This is a genomic window from Oceanispirochaeta sp. (assembly GCF_027859075.1).
GTDB lineage: Bacteria > Spirochaetota > Spirochaetia > DSM-2461 > DSM-2461 > Oceanispirochaeta.
In genome coordinates this window covers 1-4,664 of the sequence record NZ_JAQIBL010000112.1, presented here as the reverse complement: position 1 = coordinate 4,664, position 4,664 = coordinate 1, and the positions used below count along the sequence as shown (strand labels likewise).

Below are 4,664 nucleotides of genomic sequence, written 5' to 3'. Positions count from 1 at the left end.
ATACTTCCTTATTCTTTGATTTCTTCATTTTTAATAAATGAAAGATTGTTTAATCCTATTTCACTCAAAGCGGAGTTGTCGTCCCAATATGCAAAATGGGACATTTTTTTTGTATTATTGTGTCGTCAAGAATATTTCAGTCAGCTTCAGCATCATGTGTCTGCAGACAAAATCAGAAGGAGTCATTCCTGTTTTCTCTTTAAAATTCTTTTGAAACTACTCTTAGAAGGGAATCCGGCCTCATAAGCAATTTCCAGAAGAGACTGCTCCTGGTGAGCCGCGCTGTAGCTCCCGGGATGGACCTAGCCCCCAGATGTAAAACAGGCGAGAACAGCTGATCTGAATAGCCTTTTGAGGGATATAACCAAATGGGGCGTCCGGTTTAATCATTAAGTTTCTTGACCAACCTGGGAAGGGAGGTTTATAAGTTAAAGGATATGAATTCTAAAATCTCAAGGATCAAAAAAACTGTTCACGTGGTTGTTATCTCATTAGATGCTCTGTCTGAGTCAGAGTGGCCACTGATCTCCTCTATGCCCCACCTTTCCCGGATCATTAAGGAAGGTTCCTGGTCAAGAGAGCTCAGGTCTGTCTTTCCGACCCATACCTATACAGCTCATACCACAATGGTGACCGGAGTACAGCCGGATAAACACGGGATCATTCAAAACCACCCATTCCAGCCCTTTGTGCCCCTGCATAAGCAAGAGTGGTACTGGTATCAGAGGCAGCTGAAGGTCCCCACAATCTATGACCTGACCAGAAAGAACGGCTTAAAATCAGCAGGACTCTTCTGGCCGGTAACGGGTAAATCATCAATCAACTGGAATATCCCCGAGATTCTGGCGCTGGAGGGGGAAAATCAGGTTCTCAAAATTCTTAAAAACAGCTCTATCGCCTTTATGCTGAATCTGGAACGACGCATTGGTAAAAAAAGAGTCAGTACAAAACAACCGGATTTTGATGATTTTGTTACCTTGGCTGCATGTGAAACTATTAAGAAGAAAAAACCGAACCTGACCCTGATCCACCTCTGTGACCTTGACAATGCAAAACATACAAGCCGTATTGAGAGTCCTGCCGTCGAAGCCTCACTGCTAAGGCAGGACAGGCGTGTGGGAGAGATCATGGAGGCCGTCAAAGCCGCCGGGATTGAGGAGAACACAGCTTTCATCATTCTGGGAGATCATGGCCAGTTCAGCATTGACACCAATGTTCACCTGAATAATCTACTCAGGGATGAAGGCCTTATCTATGAAGAAAAGGGAGAGATGAAGTGGAGAGCCATTCTGCAGACTACAGGCGGAAATGCTTTTCTCCAACTAAGAGAAGGAGATAGCGAGGCAGAAGAAAGAGCCCTGGAAGTGCTGAATAAGGCTGTAAAAGAGAAAAAATATGGAATACAGACCATCTATAACAGGAAAGATCTGGATAAGTTTAGAGCTGCTCCAGGGATTAAGTATGTCGTCGAGGCCAAAGCCGGATTCAATATTGATGAAACCCTATCGGATGAGACTATTGAGGACTATAGAAAAAAGGGCATCCTCTATGCCAACCATGGCTATTCCCCTGATAAAGAGGGCTACAAATGCCTCTTTTTTGCCCGCGGTCGGGGGATCAAAGCAGGTAAGAACCTGGGCCCCATAGAGATGGTTGATATAGCACCGACGATTGCCGAACTTCTGGGACTCAGTTTTTATGACTGCGACGGAGCCTCCCTGATATCAGGTTAATCTCGCCACGCTATGATCACTGGTAAGATATCATATCTCCTGAAATGACCATCCAGAGATATCAACCTTAGACACTTGGTGGATTTCAGTATAGCCAAGTCGGCAGGATTTGACCTGCCCGGGGAGCCTCTGATGAGAGGTAGACGAGAATAATTCCTTGACAATAAAATACAAGTGATCTAAAAAAGGGTATGTCTTTCAAAAAGTACCTAACCCTTTATTTGGCGGATTCTATGCCTGCGGAGCAAATTTGCGCAGAATATGACAGCCAAAATGACAATTTCAAATCATTGTTATGCCGTTTCTTATATTTCCTCTCTTACTTTGTGTAGCTTCAGACCTATGATTTTATTATAATTTTCAAAATCTTTATCAGTTGTGAAAATGCTTACATTGTTTGCTTTAGCAACACTACAAATCAGATAATCAATTTGTGAACCTTGAATCCCTTTTTTCCGGCATTCATTATATATTATTGCAGCATCTTCATAATCTGTAGATGATATATCTAGGTTATCAAATGCTCTCATCTTTTCTTTCAGAGTCTGAAATTTTAACTCATCTGAGATACCTGACAATAACTCCTGACGGATAGGTCCAATAAGCACGACTCTTAATTCATGTATTAATTCTTTTAGCTCTTCTATTATTTTCTTTTCATCTTCACCAGGGGTTTTCTTTCTAAATGCTAACGACCATACTGATGTATCTACAAGTACTTTCAATTTCTTTTTCTCAGCTCTTTATAGTCATAATCTTCGTCATACTTGATTTCACCAAATAAATCGATTATATCTTTCTGTTTTCGTCTTTGTACAAATTCCTTGAGAGCCTGATTAACTGTATCTTTCTTAGTTTTAATACCACCAATATTCTGTGCTAACACCAATAACTGATCATCTATCGCTAAATTTGTAGCCATAAACCCCTCCTAATCACTTTGTAGTGTACAGAATAACACATCGCAATGTGTAAGTCTATTTCTATTAGTAGTTGTTTCATACTTTTCCATCTGGTTATACTTTTCTTCCCATCAAAGTTATGCCTTGATTCCACTGCGTAGCTTAATCATCCATTGGAGATTCTGCACTATCAGATCAGCTTATTCGTAACCGTATCCATAAAGAAATCTTCAGGCTTGAAGTAATGCTTTCCCTTTTCCCGCTTCCAGTTCTCACCTTCTTTTTATGTTTGGCCACAAATTAGATCACAGATCGTTCGATCTTTTTTGTTTTAGCCAGAAGTTTCCGCTCCATTCTTTGGAACAGTTTGAGGAGATCTTACATCCGTCAATGGCAAACATGTTCTTACCTATTAGTCCCTGGGAGTAGCAGACGGAAATGATCCTAGTAAAAAGTGGAGCACATTCTTTATAACGGGAAGAGATGAAATCCGCAATGGTAGTGAAGTAGGGTCTTGTGTCGGCGGCCAGGGCCATACAGACGATATTCTCACGACGTCAGAGTTGTTGATCCCCTTGGAATAAGCATACAGTACAATCTTCATAATTATTGGATGGGACAGCCCGGATATTTTCAACAATATGGTAATGCTTTTTCAACATCTCCCCTGCCCCTGCTTATTCTTTGAACCCTCGAGCAGCAACTGTAGCATACGCAGCAGTACGTGGATTGTCGAGTGTCCGATAGTCGTCAGCCACAATCTGGAAAGCCTTTGTCTTCAGACGAAGGTCTGCAGCATTGGGACTGTTCACGCTACCTGTCAGAACAGGTATCCGCAGTGTCATCCCGCTAGCGATAAAGTCCGGGTTTCGATGAGACAGATCTGTTCTGCTCTCCGCATAGATAATCGGCCACCAATTAGGATCACCCAATCTGGTCGCAGCAATTCCCCACAAGGTATCGCCTTGTACCACAAGAACCTCTGTCACCGCAGATATTGCCTTCAGTGTATTTTCTGATTCTACAGGAGCATCGGCTAGGGGTGCGGGTTTCGATTCTAAGGGCGCGGAAGCAAGGGTATCGGGAGCTTTGTCGCTGTGTGCAGCTTCGGCATTATCCGATAATATCTCAGAGGATTCCAAAGACTGATCCTGTGTGGATTTCAAACTTTTCCCCATGATACCAAGACCAATCAGTAACAATACAACCATCAATAGTAAGATCCAGGCGATGGATCTGATACGCCAAGCTGATTTGTCCAAAGTGAGTTCCTTGATTCGCAACTGCCGGAAAGGCACGTTTACAGCGTAACGCAATGCACTAAAGGGGCGAAAATGGACACGCGTGTGCTCAGGAATTGTTAACGCAGCACCGGAGTTGGGATCGTGGCCTACCTTTTCATCGACATGAGTTGTATGAAAACGGCCAAAGCGATACAGAGGTATGTCCCCGCCTGCCTCCAATTCCTCACTCATTGTCAACGCGAATTGGTGGATAAAGCTGTCTGCTACGACACTACTGACCTTGGCACGCCTGGCCACCAGAGCCGCAAAGGATTGAAGTGCTATCTTGTTGTCGCCGCTCATTTCGTCTCACCTGTTTCGTCCGATTCGAGATCATAAACGTCTTCACGGAGCAATGTGCCCGTGCGAAATACAGGCACCCGCCGTTTTGGGAAAATCGCAAAGTCATGACTTACGGGCCTATAACCGCGGTGCTTATCGTATGTTGCCGTGTCGAAGGTGCCAAGGTGGGGTATGGTTACCGAGTGTCCCCCTTGAAGGAGGTTACGAATCTCCCTAAGGGTTGCCCTCAACAATCGCTGAGACTGAGCGTTTGATACACCCAACTCATTTGCAATTTGTTCAATAAGCTCTGATTGGTTCATAGATGTACCGCCTTAGGTTGGTTAAGATGTGAACAACGATTCCGGGAGAAGGGAGAAATATAGAATCAATTAATAAAAAATTATAGAATATTTTTGATTCCCTTACAAGAAACATTGAGGTTCAGAGATTTTCTTTCATCC

At 43.3% G+C, this 4,664-nt stretch carries 6 protein-coding genes; 1 reads left to right on the top strand and 5 read right to left on the bottom strand.

All coding sequences use genetic code 11. The features are described 5' to 3' along the window. Nucleotides 1-437 precede the first annotated feature (437 nt). Nucleotides 438-1,733: an alkaline phosphatase family protein gene (locus PF479_RS06455; protein WP_298003767.1), complete on the top strand. Its 1,296-nt coding sequence runs from the start codon at nucleotides 438-440 to the stop codon at nucleotides 1,731-1,733. Between the two features lie 305 nt (nucleotides 1,734-2,038). Here the strand turns inward: PF479_RS06455 and PF479_RS06450 are convergent, their stop codons facing one another. The 5 genes from PF479_RS06450 to PF479_RS20745 form a co-directional block, all read right to left on the bottom strand. After that, nucleotides 2,039-2,458 carry a PIN domain-containing protein gene (locus PF479_RS06450; RefSeq protein ID WP_298003765.1) on the bottom strand — a complete coding sequence of 140 codons (420 nt, stop codon included), beginning with the start codon at nucleotides 2,456-2,458 and terminating at the stop codon, nucleotides 2,039-2,041. Next, entirely contained in the window at nucleotides 2,455-2,655 is a 201-nt protein-coding gene (locus tag PF479_RS06445) for a type II toxin-antitoxin system VapB family antitoxin (protein ID WP_298003762.1), read from the bottom strand. Before PF479_RS06445 ends, PF479_RS06450 begins: the two co-directional genes overlap by 4 nt. A gap of 285 nt (nucleotides 2,656-2,940) precedes the next feature. Beyond that, complete coding sequence (locus tag PF479_RS06440; RefSeq protein ID WP_298003759.1) at nucleotides 2,941-3,171, bottom strand: hypothetical protein; 231 nt, start codon at nucleotides 3,169-3,171, stop codon at nucleotides 2,941-2,943. A 141-nt stretch (nucleotides 3,172-3,312) separates the two neighbouring features. Next, the gene (locus tag PF479_RS06435; RefSeq protein ID WP_298003757.1) at nucleotides 3,313-4,221 is read right to left on the bottom strand and encodes an HU family DNA-binding protein; all 909 of its coding nucleotides are present in this window, start codon (nucleotides 4,219-4,221) and stop codon (nucleotides 3,313-3,315) included. Continuing rightward, the gene (locus tag PF479_RS20745; RefSeq protein WP_367277209.1) at nucleotides 4,218-4,523 is read right to left on the bottom strand and encodes an HU family DNA-binding protein; all 306 of its coding nucleotides are present in this window, start codon (nucleotides 4,521-4,523) and stop codon (nucleotides 4,218-4,220) included. Before PF479_RS20745 ends, PF479_RS06435 begins: the two co-directional genes overlap by 4 nt. Between the last annotated feature and the right edge of the window lie 141 nt (nucleotides 4,524-4,664).

Bases quoted from the DNA above. Each gene is read 5' to 3' on its own strand.
- PF479_RS06455 (WP_298003767.1), top strand. From the start codon at position 438: ATGAATTCTAAAATCTCAAGGATCAAAAAAACTGTTCACGTGGTTGTT.
- PF479_RS06445 (WP_298003762.1), bottom strand. From the start codon at position 2,655: ATGGCTACAAATTTAGCGATAGATGATCAGTTATTGGTGTTAGCACAG.
- PF479_RS06440 (WP_298003759.1), bottom strand. From the start codon at position 3,171: ATGGCCCTGGCCGCCGACACAAGACCCTACTTCACTACCATTGCGGAT.
- PF479_RS06435 (WP_298003757.1), bottom strand. From the start codon at position 4,221: ATGAGCGGCGACAACAAGATAGCACTTCAATCCTTTGCGGCTCTGGTG.
- PF479_RS20745 (WP_367277209.1), bottom strand. From the start codon at position 4,523: ATGAACCAATCAGAGCTTATTGAACAAATTGCAAATGAGTTGGGTGTA.